General features: G+C 53.4%; 19 protein-coding genes and 1 riboswitch. All 19 genes read left to right on the top strand.

Going from position 1 to position 26,517, the window contains the following annotated elements; all coding sequences use genetic code 11:
* Positions 1-212: 212 nt before the first annotated feature.
* The 19 genes from dnaG to KB236_03945 all read left to right on the top strand — a co-directional run bounded on the left by dnaG (position 213) and on the right by KB236_03945 (position 26,506).
* Complete coding sequence (gene dnaG / locus KB236_04035; protein ID UIF29911.1) at positions 213-2,060, top strand: DNA primase; 1,848 nt, start codon at positions 213-215, stop codon at positions 2,058-2,060.
* A 16-nt stretch (positions 2,061-2,076) separates the two neighbouring features.
* Positions 2,077-3,201 carry an RNA polymerase sigma factor RpoD gene (gene rpoD, locus KB236_04030; GenBank protein UIF29910.1) on the top strand — a complete coding sequence of 375 codons (1,125 nt, stop codon included), beginning with the start codon at positions 2,077-2,079 and terminating at the stop codon, positions 3,199-3,201.
* Positions 3,202-3,617: 416 nt separating this feature from the next.
* Positions 3,618-4,124, top strand: a complete 507-nt coding sequence (locus KB236_04025; protein ID UIF29909.1) for an Rrf2 family transcriptional regulator — start codon at positions 3,618-3,620, stop codon at positions 4,122-4,124.
* Between the two features lie 82 nt (positions 4,125-4,206).
* Positions 4,207-7,488: an MMPL family transporter gene (locus tag KB236_04020; GenBank protein ID UIF29908.1), complete on the top strand. Its 3,282-nt coding sequence runs from the start codon at positions 4,207-4,209 to the stop codon at positions 7,486-7,488.
* A gap of 367 nt (positions 7,489-7,855) precedes the next feature.
* The gene (locus KB236_04015; protein ID UIF29907.1) at positions 7,856-8,563 is read left to right on the top strand and encodes a tRNA (adenine(22)-N(1))-methyltransferase TrmK; all 708 of its coding nucleotides are present in this window, start codon (positions 7,856-7,858) and stop codon (positions 8,561-8,563) included.
* Complete coding sequence (locus KB236_04010) at positions 8,550-9,356, top strand: Nif3-like dinuclear metal center hexameric protein (protein ID UIF29906.1); 807 nt, start codon at positions 8,550-8,552, stop codon at positions 9,354-9,356. The genes KB236_04015 and KB236_04010 overlap by 14 nt, the downstream gene beginning before the upstream one ends.
* A 56-nt stretch (positions 9,357-9,412) precedes the next feature.
* Entirely contained in the window at positions 9,413-10,654 is a 1,242-nt protein-coding gene (pepT, locus tag KB236_04005; protein ID UIF29905.1) for a peptidase T, read from the top strand.
* A 187-nt stretch (positions 10,655-10,841) separates the two neighbouring features.
* Positions 10,842-13,463, top strand: a complete 2,622-nt coding sequence (gene clpB, locus KB236_04000; GenBank protein ID UIF29904.1) for an ATP-dependent chaperone ClpB — start codon at positions 10,842-10,844, stop codon at positions 13,461-13,463.
* A gap of 378 nt (positions 13,464-13,841) precedes the next feature.
* Entirely contained in the window at positions 13,842-14,684 is an 843-nt protein-coding gene (locus KB236_03995; protein UIF30283.1) for an alpha/beta hydrolase, read from the top strand.
* Between the two features lie 195 nt (positions 14,685-14,879).
* Complete coding sequence (gene dnaE / locus KB236_03990; GenBank protein ID UIF29903.1) at positions 14,880-18,224, top strand: DNA polymerase III subunit alpha; 3,345 nt, start codon at positions 14,880-14,882, stop codon at positions 18,222-18,224.
* A 96-nt stretch (positions 18,225-18,320) separates the two neighbouring features.
* Positions 18,321-19,043 carry a transaldolase gene (locus KB236_03985; protein UIF29902.1) on the top strand — a complete coding sequence of 241 codons (723 nt, stop codon included), beginning with the start codon at positions 18,321-18,323 and terminating at the stop codon, positions 19,041-19,043.
* 371 nt (positions 19,044-19,414) lie between these two features.
* On the top strand, positions 19,415-21,172 hold the full coding sequence (gene pyk, locus KB236_03980; GenBank protein ID UIF29901.1) for a pyruvate kinase: 1,758 nt from the start codon (positions 19,415-19,417) through the stop codon (positions 21,170-21,172).
* Positions 21,173-21,339: 167 nt separating this feature from the next.
* Positions 21,340-22,221, top strand: a complete 882-nt coding sequence (locus tag KB236_03975; GenBank protein UIF29900.1) for a DNA-binding protein — start codon at positions 21,340-21,342, stop codon at positions 22,219-22,221.
* A gap of 11 nt (positions 22,222-22,232) precedes the next feature.
* Entirely contained in the window at positions 22,233-23,129 is an 897-nt protein-coding gene (xerD, locus tag KB236_03970; GenBank protein UIF29899.1) for a site-specific tyrosine recombinase XerD, read from the top strand.
* A 54-nt stretch (positions 23,130-23,183) separates the two neighbouring features.
* Complete coding sequence (locus KB236_03965; protein ID UIF29898.1) at positions 23,184-23,579, top strand: N-acetyltransferase; 396 nt, start codon at positions 23,184-23,186, stop codon at positions 23,577-23,579.
* Positions 23,533-24,321 (top strand): segregation/condensation protein A, encoded by a 789-nt coding sequence (locus tag KB236_03960; protein UIF29897.1) that lies wholly within the window; start codon positions 23,533-23,535, stop codon positions 24,319-24,321. Before KB236_03965 ends, KB236_03960 begins: the two co-directional genes overlap by 47 nt.
* Entirely contained in the window at positions 24,299-24,907 is a 609-nt protein-coding gene (scpB, locus tag KB236_03955; protein ID UIF29896.1) for an SMC-Scp complex subunit ScpB, read from the top strand. The genes KB236_03960 and scpB overlap by 23 nt, the downstream gene beginning before the upstream one ends.
* Positions 24,908-25,630, top strand: coding sequence for an rRNA pseudouridine synthase (locus tag KB236_03950; protein UIF29895.1), 723 nt, complete (start codon positions 24,908-24,910; stop codon positions 25,628-25,630). It begins immediately after the preceding gene.
* Between the two features lie 60 nt (positions 25,631-25,690).
* Positions 25,691-25,808: riboswitch (FMN riboswitch) on the top strand.
* Between the two features lie 116 nt (positions 25,809-25,924).
* Positions 25,925-26,506 carry an ECF transporter S component gene (locus KB236_03945; GenBank protein UIF29894.1) on the top strand — a complete coding sequence of 194 codons (582 nt, stop codon included), beginning with the start codon at positions 25,925-25,927 and terminating at the stop codon, positions 26,504-26,506.
* Positions 26,507-26,517: the final 11 nt, after the last annotated feature.

Raw genomic sequence — 26,517 nt, 5'->3', positions numbered from 1 at the left:
AAGCGGCGATTACCCTAAAGTCGTGTAAATTTGCTATAATAGACAAGGTATTAGCTTAAACCTTAAAAGTTGACAATGCCCCCATAGGTGGTATCATGTATAGTGTATTTTTGCGCACGAATTCTAATTAAAAAGTCGCACTTTTCGGGTTTCCGGGGTGCGACTTTTCAAGGCTATGGTGGGCAAACGGGAACACGTAAGGGAGTGATTGGTTGGCGAAGATACCCGAAGACGTGATTGAGACGGTTCGGACGGCCACAAACATTGCGGACGTTGTCGGCCAGTACGTGCAACTGAAGAAATCCGGTAAAAATTTATTTGGTCTCTGTCCGTTTCATGAGGAGCGGACGCCCTCGTTTTCCGTTTCGGAAGATAAGCAGATCTTCCATTGTTTTAGCTGTGGACGGGGCGGCAACGTCTTCAAGTTCCTGATGGAGCTGGAGCACGTGACGTTTCCCGAAGCGGTCGTTAAGGTGGCAGACTTTAGCCACGTCGATCTGGACAGCGAGTACCGGCAGGACGCGGCGGGACCAGCGGTTGACTCGAAGACGGGCCAGCTTCTGGATCTGCACGAACAGGCGGCCAAGCTGTACCACCACATCCTGGTGAATACCGAGATGGGGCAGCCGGCGTTGGATTATCTCCACGACCGGGGGCTAACTGATGAGACCATCGAGACCTATCAGTTGGGCTTCGCGCCGGGGCAGCGCTTGTTAAAACCGTTCTTTGAACAGCGGCAGAGTGACTACCAACTCTTACGGCAGTCGGGTCTGTTCATCGAAGACGCGCAGGGCAATCTCCGCGATCGATTCACCGAACGGGTAATGTTTCCGTTACGCAACGCTAGCGGGCACGTGGCGGCCTTTTCCGGGCGGCTTCTGCACAAGGCTGATGACCAGCCAAAGTATTTAAACAGCCCTGAAACCACATTATTTAATAAAAGTAAGCTGTTGTTTAACTTTGACCTGGCTCGGCCAGCGATTCGGCAAGCCGGTGAGGTGACGCTATTCGAGGGGTACATGGATGTCATCTCGGCGACCCAGGCGGGCGTTAAGAATGGTATTGCGTCCATGGGAACTAGCCTGACGACCGAGCAAATTTATGCGATCGAGCGGACGACGGATAAACTCAATGTCTGTTATGATGGTGATGAACCCGGTCAGCGGGCGATTGACCGTGCCCTGCGATTGTTGGGGGCGCACAGTCACCTGCAGCTCAACGTGATTCAGCTTCCCGAGGGGCAAGACCCCGATGAGTATCGCAAGGCTCACGGTGACGAGGTGTTTCGGCAAATGTTGGAATCGGCCAAGGAACCGCCCTTACGGTTTCAACTACGCTTCTTGCGTCGTAACCGGGCGCTGGACACGGATAGCGAGCGGTTGGCCTACGTCAATCAAGTCTTACCGCTATTAGCGCAGGTCAACGAACCCGTTGAGTTGGATATGTATCTCGGCCAACTCGCCAGCGAATTTCAGATTGACAAGGCGGCGCTAACGGCGCAACTCAAGCAGGTTCAGCGGGATTCCGCTGCCCAGCAAGAGCGTCAACGACCCACGACACCGCCGCCCGCACCGGCCAACGAGTCACCAGTTACCGTGTATCAACAGCGACGGCCGTTAACGCGCTTAGAGCGCGCGGAACGTAGCCTGCTCTATCGGTGCTTGCACGATCGCAATGTGTGGGCTAAGCTGACCGGCATTGCCGATTTCAGCTTTGTGCACGACGATTATCAGATTATTTACACCTTGGCCCAAGGTTATTTTCAAACCCATCAAGTGTATCAGACCGCGCAGTTTACGGACTTCATTCAAGAAGACCGCCTGCAACAGCTGGTGATTGATTTGGAGACCACAACAACGATGTCCGCGGCGGCAACCCCGCGGGAGATCGATGACTATTTAGCGGTCATTATGGATGAAGCGCCGGTCGAGGAGCAATTGCGTCAGAAGAAGAATCAGCTGACGGAGGCTTCACGGCTAGGCGATGCCGACCGCCAGCGGCAACTCGTCGTTGAGATCGTTCAATTGGAACGCCAGCGGCAGGCGAACAAGCAAGTTTAATCTAGGGGGTATTTTAATGGCAAAAAAGACCACGGATCAGCCAATGTTTGATCAAAAGGCATACAACAAAACGGTGCGCGCTTTAATTAAGAATACGAAAAAGGCTGGGAGCATCACCTACGATGACCTGGCTGACAAGGTCGCAACACCTTACACGCTGGATGCTAAGCAGATGGATAAGTTGCTTGAAACGATTTCCGATGCTGGGATCAGTGTGGTTGATGCTAAGGGTGAGCCAGACCCACGGGCCGTTAAAGCCCAAAAGGCCGTTTCGAAGAAGGAATTAAAGGACGCCGGCACGACCACCGGGGTTAAGATCAATGACCCTGTGCGGATGTACCTGAAGGAAATTGGTCGGGTTAACCTGTTAACCGCCGATGAAGAAGTCGCCTTAGCCTTACGGATTGAAAACGGCGAAGAAGAAGCCAAGCAAGAGCTGGCTGAAGCCAACTTGCGGTTGGTGGTTTCCATTGCCAAGCGTTACGTGGGTCGGGGGATGCAATTCCTAGACCTGATCCAAGAAGGGAACATGGGGCTGATGAAGGCCGTCGAGAAGTTCGACTACCGGAAGGGGTTCAAGTTCTCTACGTACGCAACTTGGTGGATTCGTCAGGCGATTACGCGGGCGATTGCGGACCAAGCACGGACCATTCGGATTCCCGTGCACATGGTCGAAACCATCAACAAGTTAATTCGGATTCAACGCCAACTGCTCCAAGACTTAGGGCGGGAACCAACGCCCGAAGAAATTGGGGCCGAAATGGACATGCCAACGGAAAAGGTTCGCGAAATCTTGAAGATTGCCCAAGAACCTGTTTCGTTGGAAACGCCAATTGGTGAAGAGGACGATTCTCACTTGGGTGACTTCATCGAAGACCAAGACGCCACGAGTCCTGCCGACCATGCCGCTTACGAATTACTGAAGGAACAGTTGGAAAGTGTCTTGGACACGCTGACTGACCGGGAAGAAAACGTGCTGCGGTTGCGGTTTGGTTTGGACGATGGTCGGACCCGGACTTTGGAAGAAGTCGGGAAGGTCTTTGGGGTAACCCGTGAACGGATTCGTCAGATCGAAGCCAAGGCCTTACGGAAGCTGCGCCACCCATCACGGAGTAAGCAGTTGAAGGATTTCTTGGAATAATTAAAGAACACTTTATGGAAAGGTCCTCGACCACTGTCAGGTAATGGCAGTGGCTGAGGACCTTTTTTTGTGGGTTGGTCGTTTATAAATTATTGATTTACATTTTGACATAACTTTATGAAAGTAATTGAAAATATAGCCGCAAAACCTGAGAAATTAAATCCATGCCCGGCGAGTTGGTGCCAAGTGGCCTTAGTAGGATGTTGGGGGGAGCGAAAGTTGAAATGGCCGAGTCAATATAGTTTTTGTCATTCGTCATTTATAGTATAGTGATAACGGTAATTTGAAACCGTTTACACTAAAAATATATTGCCAATGGGTTGATTTATTGCGTCAAAAGTCTTGAAAAAATCTCTAAAGGGGATATAATGTATCTCGTTTAAAAATTAAGAGAGGCAAGGGAAAGGAGACCTATCGTGAGGGCAAAACCCAGTTTAGAACAGGCCCTGTGCATCGTGGCTTTGCTCGGCATTCAGGACCGAAAAGTTCCGCTACATAGTCGATTAGTGGCAGAGCGTTTGGATATTTCGACGAGTTATTTAAAGAAAATTGTTCAAAAATTAGCCGCTGGCGGGATCGTGAAGACCGTCTCCGGGCGCGATGGTGGCATCGTGTTGACTAAGGATCCCGTGAAAATCACCCTATTGGATGTTTTCAACGCCATCGAGGGCACCACGGCCTTTGTGCACAGCACAGGGGTGGTTTCCAAGGTTTTTGGCCTGGAACACAAGGATGCTTTCATGGAAACGTACCACTTGAAAGATTTCAAAGATACGCGACCGGTCGCTAACGTCTTGAGCGTCTTCGCTCAGGCCGAAGATCGATTCCGACAGGAACTGGCAACATTATCGATTGGCGACGTGTTGCCGACCACGGGAGACCAATGCCTCCAACTGGATTGGACCAAGTGGTTGACGCGTTAACCAACAGAATAGAGCGGATGCGGCCAGTGCAAGTCTGAATGGTCCATTCGAAAAAAAACAAAATTGTCAAGGAGGTTTCACTGTGCGTTGGATGAATAAGCATTACATCTGGAACGTGATTGGTTGGCTAGTGATTGTGATCCTGGCTATCGTTACGATTCCCAACATGAGTAAATTGGTGGCGGACAAGGGACAGATTACCGTTCCCAGTAGCTACCAAAGTACCCGAGCAACGACCATGCAAGACAAGTGGGGCCGCTCGCAACGGGGCACCACGGCGGTTGTGGTGGTCTTTAGTAATGGTAATGCGAAGCTGACCAGCTCGCAGAATGACCAGATTGATCGCACCATTACCCGTATCAAGAATCACGAAGACCAGTATGAGATTCGCTCGGTGACCGCGGCTAGCGACAGTTCTACGGCCGCTTCCCAACTGATCTCCAAGGACAAGAGTACCCAGTTACTTCAGCTAAACGTCCATAAGTCTTCTAGCCATTCGGTGACGAAGATTCGAGATCAGATTACCAAGTTGGCCAAGACCAGCGGCGTCAAGACTTATGTGACCGGGGCGGATGTCTTGAACCAAGACTTCTCCGACGCCACGCAGGCCGGGGTCCAAAAGACCGAAATCATTGCCGCTATCTTCATCTTCTTAGTGCTCTGGTTGGTCTTCCGTTCACCGATTACGCCGTTATTCTCATTACTGACGGTGGCGGTGTCCGTCATCACCTCGATTTCCGTGGTGGCCAACTTGGTCAACCGCTTCAACTTCCCGTTCTCTAACTTTACGGAAGTCTTCATCGTCATCGTGCTCTTCGGGATTGGGACGGACTACAACATCCTCCTGTATAACGAGTTCCGTGAGCGACTGGCGAGCGGCAAAGACAGGTACACGGCAACCAAGGAAGCGACTAAGGTCGGTGGCCGAACGGTTCTGTATTCCGGCTTATCCGTCCTCATTGGGATGAGTGTGCTGGGTTTTGCTAACTTCTCACTGTACCGTTCAGCGGTCGGCATTGCCGTGGGCGTCGTGGTCTTATTGGCCGTTCTCCTGACGTTGAACCCATTCTTCATGGCCATCTGTGGTCCCTACATGTTCTGGCCGATCAAAAAGTTCCAGGGTGAAGGCGATAGTCGTCTCTGGCACGGCATGGCCAAGCACGCCATGATTCGGCCGGTCATCACGCTGATCGTGACCGGGATTGTCTTTATCCCACTGGCCCTGACGTCTCACGGGACGCTGGACTACGATAACTTAGTCGAAATTGGCGACAATGTGCCGGCTAAGCAAGGATTCAAGGTCGTTCAGCAACACTTCTCCAAGGGGACGGCTGAACCAACGACCATTTATATTCAAAGTAAACACAAGATGGATAATGAAAAGACGCTACTGATTGTGGACCGGTTAACCAAACAGCTTCAACAATCCGAGGGCGTTAAGACGGTGGCTTCCGTGACCCAACCGGGTGGGAAGGCCATCAAGAAGCTGTACGTCCGGAATCAAATGAGCACCGTGACGACCGGATTGGCCAAGGCTCAAAAAGGGGTTAATACGGTCAACAAGGGCTTAAAGTCGGCTAACAGCTCCCTGAGCAAGCAAAACGTCAGTGGGGCCGTCAAGGATGCCAACAAACTGGCGACCGGCGCTAAGCAAGTCAGCACCGGGACGCAACAGCTGCAGAGTGCCATTTCCCAAGTCTCTACTGGCGTGAACTCGCTGAACAGTCAGGTTTCTTCCGCCTCTGGGGGTAAACAAGCGGCCCAGCTAGCCCAATTGGAAACGGCACTGCCGCAACTGAACGCGGCCATTCAGCAGTTGAACGCACAGGTGTCGAATAGTTCTACTAGCACTAGCGGCGTGACCGCGTCGCTAACGACCATCAAGAACAGTACGCAAGACATCGCCTCGCAGCTGGCGAAGGTGCAGAGTGCCACCCAGAACCTGCCAAGCATGAGTGCCAGCACGGTGGCCGCAGCCTTTAGTCAACAAGGGGTACCGTTGTCGGCCGCTCAGAAGACGGTTTTGGCCGGCATCCTGCAGAAGCAGAGCGCGGCGCAAAGTGCCTTGCAATCCACGTTAAGCACGTCGCTGAAACAAATCGGCAGTGACGCCTCAGCGATTGGTGCGGCCGATCAGACCGTAGCCAGTCAACTCCAAGCACTCCAAGGGTCCACTAGTCAACTCCAGAGTGCCGTGGCGACCTTGGCCCAGAAGTCGAATGTGGTCTTGCCGGGTGCGGCAACCGCCTTACAGACGGCGAGTGCCCAATCCAGTCAATTGGCGAGTGCCACGAGCCAGCTGTCCGGTGCCATGTTTACTATTAACGGTAAGATGCCGACGCTGGTCTCCGGTGCGAACCAAGTCGCTGCGGGGAACCAGACCATGGCCGAAAAAATGGCCGCAATGAGTAAGCAGCTAACGGCCTTGCGCAAGGGCTTAACGTCGGCCACGACCGGATTGACGCAAGTCTCTACCGGGGTCGGGACGGCCAACAGCTACCTAAAGGGCCTGCAAAAGTCGGCAGCTTCCGAAACGTTCTACATTCCAAGCAAACAGTTGCATGGCAGTTCGTTTAAGCCGGCACTGACGACCTACATGTCACCCGATCGTAAGATTACCAAGCTGACCGTCGTCTTAAACGATGATCCCAGCTCGGCGGCCGCGATGGCGCGTTTGCCGAAGTTGGAAAAGGTCGTTAACGGGGCACTGGCCGGGACCAGCCTGAAGAATGCCGAAGTGGCCTTTGGCGGCAACACGTCACAGACCAACGACATCAACGATATGGCCTCCAGTGACTTTACGCGGACGGTCATCATCATGTTAGCCGGGATCTTCATCGCGTTGATGATTGTGACCCGCTCGCTGGTTCAACCAATTGTGATCGAAGGGATCTTGGTCGTCGCTTACTCCGGCGCCTTGACCATCGTGCACTGGTTGGTCGATCCGCTGTTGGGTACGGACATGCTGACGTGGAACACGCCGTTCTTCACGTTCGTCATGCTGATTTCGCTAGGGGTGGACTACTCGATCTTCCTGATGCGGAAGTACCGAGAATTTCTCCACGAACCGGGCGCTACCAGCGAAAAGATGCTGCGCGCCGCTACGGTTATTGGGACGGTCGTATTGTCCGCCGGGGTTATCCTGAGTGGGACGTTCGCCGCACTGATTCCTTCCGGGGTTATGACGCTGATTCAGATTGCGTTAGCCGTGATTATTGGGATTATCCTGTTAGTCATCCTGCTACCAATCGTGATGCCAGCCGTCATGAAGATTACCTACCCGTATCCATACTCTAAGATGGCACGGGCCCAGAACGAAGCGGACGAAGAACGCGAAGAAAAGTCGACGCGTCGTAACCGTTAATCAACATTAGTTCTGATATGAAGAGAAAGTCCGTTCTGCCTGCTGGTGGAGCGGACTTTTTCGGTACCCTCTATTTATTACTAATGTAAATTTTGGCAATTTTGTTGCACGATTTGGGGAATTATTTTGAGTTTGTGAATTTGAAAATACGATTCTAGTCCTGGTCGACGGTGCCAGCACGCTGAAACTATCTGGGATGACGAGTGAAAGATTTTGAGGTGAGACTGATGCCACTGGTCACCGGTAAGACGGTCACCACATTGCCGAAAGCCACTAATTTTGAGTCGCGGATCATTTCCCGCTATTCAAGCAGCGCGGACTAGCTTATACTTAGACTAATGAAAAAATTGGAAAGGAAGATGTGTGAATGGATGCAGACCATTTATCGGTTCGGTTAGCCACCGTTGCCGAATACGTCCCCGCGGGTAGCCGTTTGGCGGACATTGGCACCGATCACGCGTATTTGCCGGTCAACCTGGCAAAGCGCGGCAAGATTGTCGGCGGCGTGGCCGGCGAGGTCGTCAAGGGCCCATTTGAAAATGCGCAACATGAAATTGAAAGAGAGGGCCTCAGCGACCGGATTACGGCGCGCCTGGCCAATGGCCTACAGGCGATCAAGGCCAGCGACCACATTGACACGGTGGTAATCGCCGGGATGGGGGGCACACTGATTGCCCAGATCCTGACGCAGGACTTCCGGCGGTTAGCGGGCGTCAAACGGTTGGTCCTTCAACCTAACGTGGGGGAACGCAACGTGCGTCAATTCTTGATGACTCACGGCTTCCAGCTGGTGACCGAACAGATTGTGACGGAGGACGGCCACGACTACGAGATTCTGGTGGCCGATAAAGCCGCCCAACCCGAACAATATACGGCGGAACAACTTCGTTTTGGCCCGTATCTGTTGGCCGAACACAACGCCATCTTTATCGCCAAATGGCAGCGTGAATTGGCCCGCACCCAGCAGGTCTTGGCACAGGTGAAGTCGGCTAAGGCCGTACCGGCGGAGAAAGTCGCGGCGTTAGAAACGGAAATCAAAGAGATTGAGGAGGTCTTGCAACGTGTTGGTGCGTGAGTTAGTCGATCGATTTGAACAGTTTGCTCCGAAGACGTGGGCGGAACCCGGCGATCCGGTGGGCCTGCAGTTGGGCGATCTGGATGCCGAGGTGCACAAGGTCATGGTGACCCTAGATGTCCGGCCCGAAGTTGTGGACGAGGCCATTGCGATCGGGGCCGACTTTATCTTTGCCCACCATCCCATGATGTTTCATCCCGCTAAGAACCTGGACCTGGCTGTACCGCAGAATAAGATGTACGCGACCTTACTCCAGCATCACATCACGGTCTACGGCGCCCATACCAATCTGGACAGTGCCCCCAATGGCATGAATGATTGGTTGGCGGCGGCACTCGGCCTTCACGATGTCGCGGGCCTGGTACCCAGCAATGGGGTCACGGCCACACCTGAGATCACGATGGGGCGGATTGGGACGTTGGCTCAGCCGACCACGGTGCGCCAATTTGCCGAGGACTGCAAGCGCATCTTCAACGTCTCTGGTCTACGTCTCATTAGTCACACGCCGGATGCGCCGGTGCGGCGAGTAGCCGTTCTCGGTGGTAGCGGAGGGCCGTTCTACCAGACGGCGTTAGCAAAGGGCGCCGACGTCTACGTGACCGGGGATATTTCCTATCATCCCGGCCACGACATGATTGCGGCGGGCTTGAACGTGGTCGATCCCGGTCACCACATCGAAAGCATTTGTAAGCCGCATCTGCAAGCGCTCTTTACCCAGTGGGCGACCGAAAACAACTGGCCCATCACCGTGGTAGCCTCGCAATTAAATACCGACCCGTTCACTTTTATTTAGCCGTGAAAACGGGTACACTGAAAATGTAAGTTAATTCAATTGAGGAGTGATTTATTTTGGCAAAGTATGAAAACCTGATTCCCCGGTTCTTGAAGTACGTCAAGATCAATACGCGTTCTAACCCTAACTCTGGGACGATTCCGTCCACCCCTGAGCTGACCAAGTTCGCCGAAGGCTTGGTGCAAGATTTGAAGGAAATCGGCTTGACCAACGTACATATTAATTCACAATGTGCCTACGTCTACGCCACCTTACCAGCCAACACCGATAAAAAGGTCAAGAAGATTGGGTTCATCTCTCACTTTGATACGGCCGACTTTAACAGTGAAAACATCAACCCACAGTTCGTGGAAAACTACGATGGCAAGTCCGTCATCAAGCTCGACGACGCCGGCAAGTATACGCTGGATCCAGCCGTCTTCCCGAACCTGAAGAACTACAAGGGCCACACCCTAATTACCACGGATGGGCGTACCTTGTTGGGGGCCGACGACAAGTCTGGGGTGGCCGAAATCATGGCCGCTGCCGAATACTTGCTGGCGCATCCCGAAATCAAGCACGGTGAAATTGAAATTGGCTTGGGACCCGATGAAGAAATCGGGACCGGCGCTGACCATTTCGACGTCAAGGACTTCGGCGCCGATATCGCCTACACGGTCGATGGGGGTCCACTGGGTCAATTGGAATACGAAACCTTTAACGCCGCCGACGCACAGGTCGAAATCACCGGGACCAACGTGCACCCGGCTGAAGCCAAGGATGTCATGGTCAATGCCTCGCAAGTGGCCATGGACTTCCACGCGGCTTTGCCAGCGCATGATCGCCCAGAACATACCGAAGGGCGCGAAGGCTTCTTCCACCTGTACAGCATGAACGGGACCGTGGACAGCGCTCATCTGAGCTACATCATCCGGGATCACGACCGCCAAATCTTTGAAGACCGCAAGAAGCTCTTCCAAGGCGTGGCCGATCAATTGAACAAGGACTACGGTAGCGATCGCGTCAAGGTCACCATCAAGGACCAGTACTACAACATGCGTGAAGTCATCGAAAAGGACATGACGGTCGTCGACTTGGCCAAGGAAGCCCTCGAAGACTTGAACATCAAGCCCCTGATCTTCCCAGTTCGTGGGGGGACTGACGGTTCCAAGATTTCCTACCTCGGCCTGCCAACGCCGAACTTGTTTGCCGGTGGGGAAAACATGCACGGTCGGTTCGAATACGTTTCCGAACAAACCATGGAACAGGCAACCGACGTTGTGATTAAGATTGCGGAACTCGCCGAACAACAGGCTTAAATTAATTAGTCAAAATTGGTCAAATTATTTTGAATTTTGGCTAAAATCAGTTAGAATATGAATGAAAAATGGAGGTTAACCTAAGGGTTGCCTCTTTTTTGACCCTTGAATTTTGGATGACACGGGGTCGCTGTTGTGATGAAGAAAGCATGCTAACAAATAAATAATTAATCAAGGAGGACTCACGATGAATCCAGAAAATATGACGGAAGCCCTAACGGCAGCGTTAGGCGAGGCGCAACGGATTGCCATGACCCGCAAACATCAGGCCGTGACGGTCGCCCACCTCTTTAAATACCTGATTCAACCGGGTGAACTGGGGCGTGAGATTCTGGCCGATGCCGGCGTGGACATCACGGCCATGGACGGGGAACTCGACCGGGAATTGGACAGTATCAGTACGGTCTCCGGTAGCGGTGTACAGTATGGGCAAGAATTTTCCCGCAACCTGACGGATCTGCTCCAGAAGGCCGACGCCATCAAGGATAAGTACCACGATGACTTCTTAGCCATCGACACGGTGATGATTGCGCTGATGCAGCTGTCGGGGGAAAGCCTCACGGACTACTTGAAGCAGCAGGGCATCACGGAACAGATGGTGCGTAATGCCGTCGAAAAGTTGCGCAGTGGCGAACGGGTCACGTCAAAGAATCAGGAGGACCAGTACAAGGCCCTCGAAAAGTACGGCATCGACCTGGTAAAGGCCATGCGCAGTGGCAAGATTGATCCGATCATTGGTCGGGACGAGGAGATTCTCTCCGTTATTCGGATTCTCTCGCGAAAGACCAAGAACAACCCCGTGCTGATCGGGGAAGCTGGGGTTGGGAAGACCGCCATTGTGGAAGGCCTGGCCCAACGTATCGTCCGCGGGGATGTTCCCGATAATTTAAAGAATAAGACCATCTTCTCCTTAGACATGGGGTCACTCATCGCCGGGGCCAAGTACCGCGGGGAATTCGAGGAACGACTCAAGGCCGTCCTGAAGGAAGTCACCAAGAGTAATGGGCAGATTATCATGTTCATTGATGAAATTCACAACATTGTCGGTGCCGGCAAGAGTGAAGGTAGCATGGACGCCGGGAATCTCCTGAAACCAATGTTGGCCAGAGGCGAACTCCACTTGATTGGGGCCACCACATTGGACGAGTACCGCAAGTATTTGGAACAGGACAAGGCCCTAGCCCGGCGCTTCCAACGGGTGGTCGTCAATGAGCCGAGCGTCGAGGACACCGTGACGATTCTACGGGGCTTACGCGAACGCTTTGAAATCCACCACGGCGTTAAGATTCACGACAACGCTCTGATTGCGGCGGCCAAACTGTCCGACCGTTATTTGACCGACCGTTTCCTACCAGATAAGGCCATTGATCTCGTCGATGAGGCCTCGGCGTCGATTCGGGTGGAAATGAACTCCGCGCCGACCGAACTGGATCAGGCCCGGCGACAAATGATGCGGATGCAGGTGGAACAGACAGCTTTGAAGCAGGAAACGGACGAGGCTTCGCAGGCCCGCCTCAAGGAACTGACCAAGGAACTCGCCAATACCAAGGAAAAGGTCGATAAGCTGAGTGCCCGGTGGAACCAAGAAAAGACGGCTATCAAGAGTGTCGGGGCCAAGAAGACCGAGTTGGATCGGGCCAAGCGCGACCTGGAGAATGCCGAATCCCAGTACGATCTGAACAAGGCCGCCGAGCTTCAGCATGGGACCATCCCCCGGTTGGAACGGGAACTCGCTGATTTGGAAAAGCAAGATCAGCAACAGGACTGGTTGGTCTCCGAATCCGTTACGGAAAATGAAATTGCCAACGTTGTGAGCCGCATGACCGGGATTCCGGTGACCAAGTTGGTTCAGGGCGAACGCGAAAAGCTACTGAAGCTGGCGGATCGTCTGCACGATCGCGTGGTTGGCCAAGACCAGGCCGTTTCAGCCGTGGCCGATGCCGTCCTCCGGTCCAGAGCGGGCCTGCAAGATCCGACGAAGCCATTGGGGTCCTTCCTGTTTCTGGGGCCGACCGGGGTCGGGAAGACCGAGTTGGCTAAGGCTTTGGCCGAGAATCTGTTTGATAGCGAGGACCACATGGTACGGATCGATATGAGTGAGTACATGGAAAAGGAATCCGTTTCGCGGTTAGTCGGGGCGGCACCCGGCTACGTGGGCTACGAGGAAGGCGGTCAGCTGACCGAAGCCGTACGGCGTAATCCGTACACCATCGTGCTCTTCGATGAAGTGGAGAAGGCTCATCCGGACGTCTTTAACCTCCTCTTGCAGGTCTTAGACGATGGCCGGCTGACGGATAGTCAGGGACGGACCGTGGACTTCAAGAATACGATCCTCATCATGACGTCTAACTTGGGCTCGGAACTGCTCTTACAGGGGACGGACGATCAGGGTCACATCGCGCCGAGCGCGCAAGAACAGGTGGCAAAGCTCCTGCAAGCCCACTTCCGGCCGGAATTCTTGAACCGGATCGACGAGACCATCATGTTTACGCCCCTGACGTTAGCCGACGTTCAGCAGATTGTGGTGAAACTGGTGGGGCATCTGGCCAAACGCCTCCACGAGCAACAGCTTGACCTGACGATTACACCGGCCGCTCAAGCTTGGATTGCTCAGAAGGGGTACCTGCCGGCTTATGGTGCGCGACCGCTGCAACGATTCATTACGACCCACGTGGAAACGCCTCTGGCGCGGCAACTGATTGCCGGTGACATCCCCGTTAACAGTCTGATCACGATCGACGTGGCCGATGACCAGTTAATCTTCACACACGCGCTACAGGTGAAGACGGTTCAGACGCCGGAGGATTAAAGTCGTCGGGCTGATGATGGATTTTATAAAAATGTTGAGGTGAAAGTTGAACCACTGCTGACATAAAGAATTGTAAGAAAGCGCCAGTTGCGGTTTGAGACCAGATGTGAAGAGAGCTGGAAGGGTGTCATGAGCGTGAAAATTTAGTCGTGACGCGTGCATAAAGCTCACTTGTCACCAAGCATCCGCTGATCGTAAAATTTATCTGATTAACAACGACTGTCTGCCTAAATTTTGGCAGGCAGTTTTTCTAGTGGCCAGCGTTACGACGATATGAGCAACCGCATTTGAGACATCGCCAACGGTTTTACTTGCCTTCAACCTACTCTAAGCTGGTATTATCAAGTCAGCGTCGACAGAGGAGGATGAAAAATGCGGTTGAAATCAAGTTTTATTTTAATTGGGGTGTTGGTCATTACGGGATTACTGAGTGGTTGTGCGCACCGGTTGGCCACCGACAAGTACGTTCAGTCGCCGACCCCCACACTATTTTTTCACGGCGGTGGGAGTAGCTACCGGGCCGAGACCCACATGGCCCAAGCGGCGAAGAAGGCTGGGGTCACCAACACCATTATTCGTGCCATGGTCGATCGTCACGGGCAAGTTCGCTTGGTAGGACGAATTAAGCCGGGAGCCGTCAACCCCATTGTGGAAGTTAATTACGCGGATAACCGGCAACTTAATTACCGGCAGCACGGGGTGTGGGCAACGCACGTGGTTCGCGCCTTACAAGCGCAGTATCACGTGAAGTCAATCAATATGGTTGGCCATTCTCTCGGGAATATTTCGCTGGTCTACTATTCTTTGGCAAATGGTGGCCATCGGCAGCTACCCAAACTACGTAAGCAAGTCGACATTGCCGGCCACTTTGCGGGACTAAATTTCCGCGATGTGCCCGCGGCCATCAAACAGCCGGCCGACCTGAAGCTCAACGCGGCGGGTAAACCCAATCACATGAACGCCACCTACCGAGACATGACGCGGTTACGACGTGTGCTGCCGAAGGACCAAGTTCGGGTGCTCAACCTGTATGGCGACATCGGCCATCACACGGACGGTACCGTACCCAACGTCTCCAGCTTGGCCCTCAAGTACTTGGTCACGCCGCGGGCCAAGTCGTATCGGGTGCATAAATTCACCGGTAAATTGGCACGCCACAGTAAGCTACATGAGAATCCGCAGGTCGATCGCGTGCTGATTCAATTTCTATGGGGGCGGTGAGCCGGGTTAAGCAGGGATAGTGTCACGATTAGCACCGCCCACAACTAGGCTAGAGTTAGCAGTCAGGTGCCCCCTAGAAGTCAGCTTACTGGGAGCCGTGAAAATTGCCAAGCAAACAGTTGTTCGCCAACGCGGTTTTTACCCAATTTTCTGGTATAATAGCGATAATTAATCATCACGAAAGGAGGGGACAGGATGTTTGTCCCATTACAGGTCATGAGCACCTATAGCCTGTTGCAGAGTACCAATCGGATACCCGAGCTGGTACAGACGGCTAAGGATCGCGGGTACACCGCACTGGCCCTGACAGATAAGAACGTCATGTACGGTGTGGTGGCCTTCTATAACGCCTGTCAAGCGGCGGGAATTAAGCCCATCTTGGGACTAACGCTGACGGTTCAGGCAATGGGGGATGCGACTCAACCGACCGACCTCATCTTTTTGGCGCGCGATTTTACTGGCTATCAACAGCTCATGCAGTTGTCCACGACCTATCAGGTGGCGGGAGAGCCCGTCGATCTGCGCCAGCAAACGGCAAACTTGACCCATCTAAACGTGATTGCCCCGCTGGATAGCGAGATTCATCAGTTGCTCGCGATTGAAGACGCCGTTGCGGCCACACGGGTGGTGCAACAACTCCAGCAGTGGTTGCCGCAACGGGTGGCCGTGGGCATCAGTCCCGACCTGCCGGAAACGACGCGGCAGCAATTGCAACAGCTTCAAGTCGCCACGCAGGTGCCACTGGTGGGTATCGCCCCGGTTGAATACCTCAACCGCGAGGACCACTTTGCCGTGACCGTGCTACGGGCGATCGATGCCGGGGCGGTGATTGACGACCTCCCTGCCGCTCAGAAGACGCTGGGTACGCACTGGTTGCGGCCGGCTGCGGAACAGGCAGAACGTTTCGCTAACGCTGGCTTAACGGCGGCCGTGACGACTACTGAAACGGTAGCCGCGGCTTGCGATGTGACCCTAAAATTTCAACAGCCCCAACTGCCGCAATTTCCCACGCCCAATCAGCAGGGGTCCCAGGCGTACCTCCACCAGCTATGTGTAACAGGGCTCCAGCAACGGTTAACGGCCAATGGTATCGTGGACAGTCAACCCTATCAGCAGCGCTTAGAACGCGAATTAGGGGTCATTCACCGGATGGGGTTTGACGACTACTTCCTGATTGTCTGGGACGTGATGAACTTCGCGCACCGCGCCCACATTCAGACGGGACCGGGCCGGGGCTCGGCCGCCGGTTCACTGGTGGCCTACGTTCTGGCCATCACGGAGGTTGATCCGTTGGCGTACAATCTCTTATTTGAACGGTTCTTGAACGAGGAGCGGGCTCAGATGCCCGATATCGATTTAGATATTCCGGACGACAAGCGTGAGCAGGTGCTGGAATACGTCCACGACAAGTACGGTCACGCCCGGGTCGCCCAGATCATTACCTTTGGGACGTTGGCGGCCAAGGCGGCGTTACGCGACGTCGGCCGGGTCCTGGGGATGGCGCCCTACCAGATGAGCGATTGGAGTGCGGCGATTCCCAACCAGCTGCACATCACGCTGGCTGAAGCTTACCAGCAGTCCCAGAAGCTACGGAATCTCGTCGCCGATAGCACGGTAAACAAGTTGCTGTATGAGACGGCCAGCAAGCTCGAGGGGCTCCCGCGAAATTATTCGACGCACGCGGCCGGAATCGTGTTGAGCCAAGGAAACTTAACCGATCTAGTGCCCTTACAGCCAGGGGCGGGGTCGCTTCTTATGACGCAGTATCCCAAAGACACCGTTGAAGCGGTGGGACTACTGAAGATGGATTTTCTGGGCCTGCGGAATCTGAGTATCTTGGCTAACGCCTTGGCCTTGGTTAAGAAACAAACCGGACAGTCGCTGGACATCAACGGGATCGACCTGAATGACGGCGCGACCCTGAAGCTCTTTGCTCAGGGCGAGACGAATGGGGTCTTTCAATTTGAATCGGCCGGCATCAAGCGCGTGCTCCGTCAGCTGCGACCAGATAGTTTCGAACTGGTCGCAGCGGTCAACGCCCTGTACCGTCCGGGACCCATGGAAAATATTGATACCTTTATTAAACGCAAGGACGGTCAGGCGCCAATCACGTACGCGGCCGATGCGTTGAAGCCTATTCTGGGGCCAACCTATGGTGTTCTGGTCTATCAGGAACAGGTTATGCAGGTAGCCAGCGCCATGGGGGGCTTCACACTCGGCGAGGCCGATCTGTTGCGGCGGGCCATGAGTAAAAAGAAGAAGCAGACCATGGACGCCATGCAGAAGAAGTTTGTCAGCGGGGCCCAGCAGCTGGGGTACGCGGCCGAGACGGCCCAACAGGTCTTTGCCTACATGGATCGTTTTGCGAACTATGGATTCAACCGCTCGCATGCCGTGGCCTATAGCAAGCTGGCCTTCCAGCTGGCGTACCTCAAGGCCCATTACCCAGGACCGTTCTACGCGGCTTTGCTGAACTCGGTGATTAACGTGCCGGTTAAGACCAAGCTGTACCTGACCGAGGCCAAACGCCACGGGGTGACCATCTTACCGCCCGACATCAATCGGTCCTCGGCCTACTTCAACCTCCGCGATGGGGCAATCATCTTCGGATTGAGCTCGATCAAGGGGGTTCGCCGCGACTTTCTTCGTGAACTCCTGGCGGACCGCCATGAGCATGGCCCGTATCGTGACCTGCACCAGTTCCTGCAACGCATTGATAGCAAATACCGTAAGGCCGACCTGCTAAATGCGCTGGTCTACGCCGGGGCCTTCGATCATTTCGGCTATAACCGTGCCGAGTTGATCGCGGCTCTGCCAGAATTTTTGAGCAGTGTGGAGCTGTCCGGCGATAACGTGGAATTGTTTGCGGCGCTAGCGCCTAAGGTAACTCGTAAGCCAGACTTCGACCTGATGACCAAGTTGACGCAGGAGGAGGCCGTCCTCGGCGCCTACCTGTCGGGTCATCCCGTTGCCCAATTTCAACAGCTGGCCCAGCGCCTGCACGCCGTGACCATCAGTGATCTGGCGGTTAATGCCCGGGTGACTGTGGTGGTGTACGTCACGCGGATTCGAACGATTCGGACCAAGCGCGGCGAGCCCATGGCCTTCGTGACTGGGAGCGATGAGACCGCCGATGTCAGCATCACCGTTTTTCCGAACCAGTACCGCTTGGCCAGTGAGTGGCTCAAGACGGATCAAGTGATCGTGGTCCGTGGTAAGGTGGAGCAGCAACGGGGACTGCAGATTGTTGCGGATCGATTGGATTTGGCAGAGAATTTACAACCGACGACCGCAACGGCGCAGTCGGGCCAGCGGTGGTTTATTCGGGTGGATGCCGAACACGATCAACGCCCGGTGGCCCAGCAGTTGGCCCAACTTTTACGCAGTCATAACGGGACCGTGCCGGTGATTATGTACCAACCACAAACCGATCAGAAACGCCTCCTGCCTAAGACCCAGTGGCTTCCGGCGGATCCGCAGTTAAAGGGACCGCTGGAGCGCCTGATGGGGGTCGGCAATATCGTGTATAAAAATGGATAGACCAATTTAACTAAAAATACCTCTAGACTATTCGTATCAAGTTCTGTATTATATATACCAATGAACGAGATAAGATGACTTTGGAGGTATTTTTTAATGAAATTGAACGTAAAAGTTTATTCCGATGGGGCCCAACTCGAGGATATGAAGGCCGTCGCTGCCAAGGGACTGGTCGAAGGATTTACGACCAACCCCAGCCTGATGAAGGCTGCCGGGATTACGGATTACCTGGCCTTCGCTAAGGAAGCCGTCGCGACGTTCCCGGACCAATCGATCAGTTTTGAAGTCTTTGGCAACACGCCGGAACGTATGCTGGCCGAAGCCAAGGTTTTGGCCGGTTTAGGTCAACACGTGGCCGTGAAGGTGCCGATTATCCGGGCCAACGGGGATGACAATACGGCGGTTATCAGTGCATTGTCGGCCGCCGGTGTTCGGGTGAACGTGACGGCAATTACCACGTTGACCGAGGTTAAATTAGCGGTTGATGCCCTGAATGCCAAGACGGGCGGAATCGTTTCCGTCTTTGCCGGTCGGGTCGCCGATACCGGCGTTGACCCCTTACCGCTGATGAAGCAGTCGGCGGAGCTGTGCCACGGCAAGGCTAACGTGGAACTCCTGTGGGCCAGCACCCGAGAATCGATCAACGTGGTTCAGGCCGACGAGACCGGTTGTGACATCATCACGGTGCCGCCCAAGATCTTGAACAAGCTCGACAAGTTCGGTAAGGATGCCTTCCAAGTATCGGTGGACACCGTGAAGACGTTCGACCAAGACATTGCCGACTTGGGCTTCACCATTCCGGTACCGGCCCAAGCCTAGTGAGGAACACACTCACCGTGAAACATCCTTCTGAAAGTTACCGTCCCGTGGCACCAGACGCGGGGTGGTAATTTTTTTAGATAACAGCCGTAAAATTTGTCCAGCGGTGAATCACCAAATTATTTTTATAATAACTACCAGGTTATAAAACGAGCAGCTTTTCATGGGTTTTCAACCCCGAGCGGTAAGGGAAAACGCTTACTTTGAGAAATTGTGTACAAAGTGGCGAAAAATCGATAAACATAGCAGACATAAATTTTCAAAAGTGATAGAATAATTTTGGAATCAAATTTGAGCCGAAACTTTTGGCATGCCAATTTTTAACGAGATTGGTGACCGTTTCGGCCAATTCTAAAGGAGAGATTTTTCTAATGAAGAAAACCAAGATCGTAAGTACCCTTGGTCCTGCAAGTACTGACGTTGATACGATTGTTAAGTTAATCGAATCTGGCGCCAACATCTTCCGGTTCAACTTTTCACACGGTGACCATGAAGAACATTTAGACCGTTTGGAAAAGGTCCACAAGGCTGAAAAGATTACTGGTAAGACCGTTGGTATCATGTTAGATACTAAGGGTGCCGAAATTCGGACGACTGTTGAAAAGGGTGGCAAGCTTGACTTCCATACCGGCGACGTATTCCGGATCTCCATGGATGCATCACTCGAAGGTACCAAGGAAAAGATTGCTGTTACCTACCCTGGCTTATACGATGACGTCCACGAAGGCAGCCACGTCTTATTCGATGATGGTTTATTAGATACTGTCGTTGAAACCAAAGACGATGCAACTAAGGAATTAGTTGTTAAGGTTCAAAACGATGGTGTCTTGGGTTCCCGTAAGGGTGTTAACGCTCCCGGCGTTTCCATCAACTTACCAGGGATCACTGAAAAGGACTCCGATGATATTCGTTTTGGTTTGGACCACGAAATCAACTTCATCGCTGCTTCATTCGTTCGGAAGCCACAAGATGTCATGGACATCCGTGAACTCCTCGAAGAAAAGCACATGGAACACGTTCAAATCTTCCCTAAGATCGAATCTCAAGAAGGTATCAACAACTTTGATGACATCATCAAGGTTTCCGATGGTTTGATGGTCGCTCGTGGTGACATGGGTGTTGAAATTCCAACGGAAAACGTGCCTTTGGTACAAAAAGCTTTGATCAAGAAGTGCAACATCTTAGGCAAGCCAGTTATCACCGCTACCCAAATGTTGGACTCCATGCAAGAAAACCCACGTCCTACGCGTGCCGAAGCTTCTGACGTTGCCAACGCCGTCTTTGATGGTACCGACGCAACCATGCTTTCTGGTGAAAGTGCTAACGGTGAATACCCTGTAGAATCCGTTGCTACCATGAACCGGATCGATATCAAGGCTGAAAATGCTTTGGCAGAATTTGGCCGTGACAACTTAGACTTCGATAACGGTGACGTTACGGAATCTATCGGTGCTTCCGTTGCCCGGGTTGCTAACGAATTAGGCGTTAAGACTATCGTTGCAGCTACGGAATCCGGCTACACTGCCAAGATGATTTCTAAGTACCGGCCAAATGCTGATATCTTAGCCGTTACCTTTGACGACCGGACCCGTCGTGGTTTGATGGTTAACTGGGGTGTCTACCCAATCGTTACCGAAAAGCCAGCTAACACGGACGCTATGTTTGATTTAGCTGCTGCCAAGGCCGTTGAAACTGGTTTGGCCAAGGAAGGCGACTTGATCTTAATCACTGCCGGTGTGCCAGTTGGCGAACGCGGCACGACTAACTTGATGAAGATCCAATTGATCGGTTCAAAGTTAGTTCAAGGCCAAGGTGTCGGTGATGACACGGTAATCGGCAAGGCCGTTATCGCAAACTCCGCTGCCGATGCTAACGCTAAGGTTGTTGAAGGTGGTATCTTGATTGCCAAGAACACCGACAAGGACTACTTGCCAGCTATCGAAAAGTCTAGCGCCGTAATCGTTGAAAACGGTGGGTTGACTTCTCACGCAGCCGTTGTTGGTATCTCCATGGGGATTCCTGTTATCGTTGGTGCTACTGGTGCCAGCGAAAAGATCTCCGATGGTGAATTGATCACTGTTGACTCACGTCGCGGTATCGTTTACCACGGTGCTTCCAACGCGCTTTAATTTGAGATAAACCTGTTATTGAAAACGGACCCTCTGTCGGGGGTCCGTTTTCGTTTGGCATAAATAAATTTGTCAGATTAAAGCTCGCTAGTTGGTCGGTTTCCGTGTAAAATGAGGGTTAGACACTTTGTACGGTTGACTGGGTAACCAGTAGAATTGAGGAGATTATGGAAGAACTATTAGGCCGCATCATCGCGGGAAAAGTAACCGATGAAAACGAAAATGATTATTACGTCCAAGTCGCGGGGACGACCTTTCGGCTGGATAAATCAGAAATCAAGAAACCACTAAAGTTGGGCTCTAACTTCAAGGGTTTTGCCTACGAAAATGAAGATCATGACATGCAGATTACACGGGACGCGCCACAGGTTCAAGTCGACCACTACGGGTTTGGGACAGTGGTCCGGACGCAACGGACGCTGGGGGTCTTTGTGGATATTGGACTCCCCAACAAGGACATCGTGGTGTCTTTGGATGACCTACCCGACATGATGGAGCTCTGGCCCCAACAGGGCGACCGGTTACTGATTGCCTTGCGTGAGGACAGTAAGCACCGGCTCTGGGGTGTGCTGGCCGACGGTGACATTTACGCGGCGATTGCGCAACCAGCTAAGAAGATCATGCAGAACTCCAACGTGGTGGCCCGGGCCTATCAGTTGAAATTGGTGGGAACACGGGTCATGACCGACCACTATGAGTTAGGCTTCATTCACCCATCTGAACGGGAAACGGAACCACGTTTGGGAGAAGAACTCCATGCTCGGGTCATTGGTGTTCACGACGATGGGACGTTGAACCTGTCGTTGCGTCCCCGGACGTACGAGGCCATCGACGACGATGCCGCCATGTTACTGGCCGCACTGGAACACAGCGAAGACGGTCATCTGGACTTTAGCGATAAGAGTGCCCCAGCGGCCATCAAGGCCTACTTCGGCATTAGCAAGGGTCAGTTCAAACGGGCAATCGGGCATCTACTAAAAGTCCGTAAGATTACCCAACACGATGGTCAGCTCTGGTTGGTTTCCGCCGAGGAAGAACAGACGGACTAGGGGGGACACGGATGACGGCATTGGCTGATCAGACGGTGGACTTTGCCCACTATTTAACCGTGGAACAGGGGCTTGCCAAGAATTCGGTGACGAGTTATACGCAGGAGTTACACAACTTTGCGGCGTATTTGACTGAACACCAAGTGACCAGCTTCTTGCGTGTCGATCGACTGGCCGTGATGAACTACTTGAGTGCTTTGACGGCGAGTGGCAAGTCGCGTAATTCCGTGATCCACGCGGTCTCGGCCCTGCGAAAGTTCTATCGGTATCTGGTGCAGACCCACCAATTGACGGTTAACCCGATGGCCAATATTGCGGCCCCCAAGCACGCGGAACATTTACCCGCCGTCATGACGGTGGCTGAGGTGGATCGCCTGTTGGCCGCACCGGATACGCGTACGAAATACGGTCTGCGCGATCGCGCCATTCTGGAGGTCATGTATGCCACCGGCCTGCGGGTCAGTGAACTGGTGCACCTCAAGTTGGTGGACCTTCACCTGGAGATGGGGCTGATCCAAACGCTCGGTAAGGGTGACAAGGAGCGGATCATTCCTATTGGGGACGTGGCGACGGACTGGATTCAACGATACTTGGCCCACAGCCGGCCACTGCTACTCAAGCAGCGGACCAGTCCCTATTTGTTTTTAAATGCCCACGGCGGTGGGTTGTCACGCCAGGCCATTTGGCAAAAGATTAAGCACTATGTGGCGTTGGCCGATATTCAAAAGGATGTCACGCCCCATACACTGCGGCACTCCTTTGCCACACACATTTTGGAAAACGGCGCGGATCTGCGGGTAGTCCAGGAGTTATTGGGTCACGCGGACATTACGACCACGCAGATTTATACGCATATCTCGAAGAAACGCTTGGCCACGGTCTATGACCGGTACCACCCGCGGGCCTAGCCAGAGCGGGGGCAAGTGTGGTAGAGTATGAAGACGATTTAACGGAGGCAGCGTATGTTACTGAAATATCGGAGTGATTATCAAAAGATTGCCATGGGCCTGTTGAGCCTGATGCCGAGTTTTAAGGACTGGGATCGCCTGCAACGGGAACTGGCCTGGTATCAGAGTAGCGATGAGCGTACCCTGTATCTGTGGAAGGACGATCACGATGACTTCGCCGGAGCGGTCGGGACGCAGGTTCAGGGCGATTACCTGATCGTCCAGCTGGTGACACTCATGCCGGATAAGGATTTAACGGAAAATACGTGGCAGTTGTTGGATCAACTCGCCAAGACTTTACCGACCAAACGGCTGATGGGGACCCTCTCCACGGCTAAGATTATTGCGAAATGGGAGTATCACCATGGACAAAGCCACAGCAAGCGGCCAGCCACTGATTCAGGTCAGTGACTTTGAAGGCCCGCTTGATTTATTGCTTCACTTGATCAAAACAAACGAAATGGATATTTACGATATCCGCATTGCCACCATTACCAGTCAATACCTGGACTACCTGCATCAGATGCAGACGCTGCGGCTCGACATCGCCGGGGAATACTTCGTGATGGCGGCTAATTTGATGGCCATTAAGGCAAAATTGTTGTTGCCTAAGCCTCAGACGCTGGAGCCTAGCGACGATGATGACTTGGGCGATCCGCGAGAAGACTTGGTCAATCAATTACTGGAGTACCAACGCTATAAGCAGGCGGCACAGGTCTTAAAGGTCCGCGCCCAGGAACGGCAGCAACACTTTACGCGACCAGCCATGGCCGTGCCGGATTCGGTGGCCTTGACGGTGGCACCAGGGATTGAGACGGCGGATTTACAGGCAGCACTAGCCAAGCTCGTGCATCGGGCCATGGTGGCTAAGCCGGTCACTCAGAGCATTCAACAGGCCCACTACACCATTAAGGACCAGATGACCACAGTGCTCACTCGGCTCGAGCACAGTCACGGGCCCCTTAGCTTCGAACAGCTGATTGGCCAGACCCCGGTTTTAGCCGAGATTGTGACGACTTTTCTAGCGGTCCTTGAGTTGGCTCGCCAACGGCAGGTCGCGTTAAAACAGGTGAGTCGGCTGGTGCCGTTACAGGTGAATTTCTTACGATTGAAAGGACGGTACAGCACAGATGTCACCTCTAGCACAGATTGAAAGTTTATTATTCGTGAGTGGCGACGAGGGCATCACGGTGGCGGATCTGGCCGCGGCCACCGGGCTACTACGTCCCGCGATTCTGGCGTCGTTGGAACGGTTGGCCCAGAAGTATGCGGGTGATCCGGACTCAGCCTTGGAATTAATGGTCAACGACACTACCTATCGTCTGGTGACCAAGGAGGCGGTGGGCGACGTGATTAAGCAGTACTTCGAGAACCCGCTGAGTACGAGCCTATCGCCGGCGTCTCTCGAGGTATTGGCGATTATCGCCTATCGGCAGCCGATCACGCGCATCGAGGTCGATGAGATTCGAGGGGTGCAGAGTGCCTCGACGGTCCAAAAGCTCGTGTTGCGACGCTTGGTCGAGGATGCGGGTCGCTTGGACGAGCCCGGTCGGCCTAAGGTCTATCGGACCACGGCGTACTTCTTAGATTACTTTGGTCTAAAACAATTGACGGATTTACCCCCATTACCCGCGGCCGCCAATCCGAGCGAACAGAGCGATGGCGACGGGGGCGACTTGTTCTTACAAGCCTTTAACCAGCAACTGAACCAATCAGGAGAAACAGGAGATGAAGCATAGATGGAACGACTACAAAAAGTGTTAGCCCACGATGGCGTGGCTTCACGGCGGCAATCAGAAAAGTTAATTATGAGCGGTCGTGTGAAGGTCAACGGTAGCGTGGTCACGGAGCTCGGAACCAAGGTCGGTGTCCACGATAAGATTCTCGTTGACGGGGTGCCCATCACCAGTGAAGCGCCCGTCTACATGTTACTGTACAAGCCGCGCGGGGTCGTCTCGACGGCTAATGATGATAAGGGCCGTCAGACGGTCGTGGATCTCATCGAGGACGTGGAACAACGGATTTATCCGGTCGGGCGCTTGGACTATGACACCTCGGGCCTCCTCCTCTTAACCAACGACGGGGAACTGGCCAACCGGCTGACACACCCGAAGTATGGCGTGGAGAAGACCTACGTCGCTCGGGTCACGGGGATTCCGACCAACGACGCCATGCGCCAGCTTCGCCAGGGGATCACGGTCGACGACGTCAAGTACGCGCCAGCAAAGTTCAAGTTGCTCAGTAGCGACGATAAGAAAAAGATTGCGATTGTCTCACTGACGATTCACGAAGGAAAGAACCACCAGGTCAAGAAGATGTTGGCGGCCGTGGGGTATCCCGTGGAGAAATTGAAGCGTGAAGAGTACGGCTTCCTGACGTTGAAGGGCCTGCAACCGGGTGAATCGCGTCACCTGAAGCCCGAGGAAGTTAAGGAACTTCGGCGGCTAACTGGTCTGGCCTAAGTCAAATGGTTGACAGGCGTTGGTTCGTTTAGTACATTAAGGGTGTACTAAAAATATATGGTTCATCTTCAGGGCAGGGTGTAATTCCCGACCGGCGGTAAAGTCCGCGACCCGCGTGAGCGGTTGATTCGGTGTAACTCCGGAACCGACAGTATAGTCTGGTATGCAGAAGATGAGACGTTGCTTTTTGCGTAGCTTAATTTTGACGTAAACTCCAAGGTCTTGCTCTTCTGTGGCGAGGCCTTTTTTCGTGGGGTCGCGTCACTGGGATGGCCGCAAGGAGGAATTGGTGTCATGGAAAGTAGTCAAAAGGGGTTTAGCGTTCGCGCGATGGTCGAGATGGCGTTGTTTGCCGGCGTTTCCTATGTGTTGATGTTTATCTCGGTTCCGATCATCCCGATCGTCCCGTATATGAAGCTCGACCTTAGTGATCTGGTGGTACTGGTCGGGCTGGGCGTCTTCGGTCCGGCGGGGGCCATTACGGTGGCAGCGGTGAAGGAACTGCTGTACTTCGTCACCACGGGGCTGGATATCGTGAACTTTATCGGGGTACTGACGGCCTTTATCGCCGACCTCGCACTCGTTTTGCCCATCGCTGCAGTCTTGCACCGACACGAGGGGACCCTCAAACGTCAGGTGGTCGCGGTACTCGTCGGGACGCTGAGCCTGACGGTGGTCCTATCGCTAGCCAATTGGGGGATCATCACGCCCCTGTATCTAAAGGTGTGGGGGATGTCTCTGGGCTTACCGGTTAATCAGCTGATTCTGTTTGGGGTGATTCCCTTTAACCTAATCAAGGGAATTGTGCTGGGCGTCTTGTTCATCCTGCTGAATCGGCGGATGGCCCCCTGGTTGAAGAAGCACACGCTATCATAAGGTGATGAATA

This window comes from Levilactobacillus brevis (genome assembly GCA_021383565.1).
Lineage (GTDB): Bacteria > Bacillota > Bacilli > Lactobacillales > Lactobacillaceae > Levilactobacillus > Levilactobacillus brevis_B.
Note: the sequence above shows the minus strand (reverse complement) of the source record. Positions and strands in the feature narration are given on the sequence as shown.